Raw genomic sequence first — 462 nt, 5'->3', positions numbered from 1 at the left:
CGGCTGCGGACCGCCATGGAAAGGCGAATGCGGCTGGTCGCCGCCGCCGGCCATGATCTGCGAACGCCGATGACGCGCATGCGGCTGCGCGCCGAATTCCTCGACGACGAACGCGACAAATGGCTTCACGACCTCGACGAACTCGACCGCATCGCCGATAGCGCCATCCGCCTGGTGCGCGAAGAAGTGAACCAGGACGCCGTCGAACCGGTCGACCTGGCAAAGACGGTGCGCGATATCGAAGCCGAGATGGTATCGCTCGGCCATGCCGTCTCGATCGGGCACCTGGACAAGGTTTGCGTGCGGGCCGGCGCGCTTGGCCTGCGCCGCGCCTTGCGCAACCTGATCGTCAACGCCGCCACCCATGGCAAGGCGTGCCGCATCGACCTGGCCGCAGCCGACAATCGCGCCGTGCTGACCATATCTGACCATGGCCCGGGCATACCCACGGAACTCCTGAAC

1 protein-coding gene is annotated in these 462 nt (G+C 66.5%); it reads left to right on the top strand.

Annotated elements, in window-relative coordinates; translation table 11 throughout:
* On the top strand, nucleotides 1-462 hold a 462-nt coding region (locus EOB36_RS34045), incomplete at both ends, for an ATP-binding protein (protein WP_281035508.1).

Source organism: Mesorhizobium sp. M6A.T.Cr.TU.017.01.1.1, from assembly GCF_004023115.1.
Classification (GTDB): Bacteria; Pseudomonadota; Alphaproteobacteria; order Rhizobiales; family Rhizobiaceae; genus Mesorhizobium; species Mesorhizobium mediterraneum.
The sequence above is the reverse complement of the archived record's forward strand: the minus strand, read 5'-3'. Positions and strand labels throughout refer to the sequence as shown.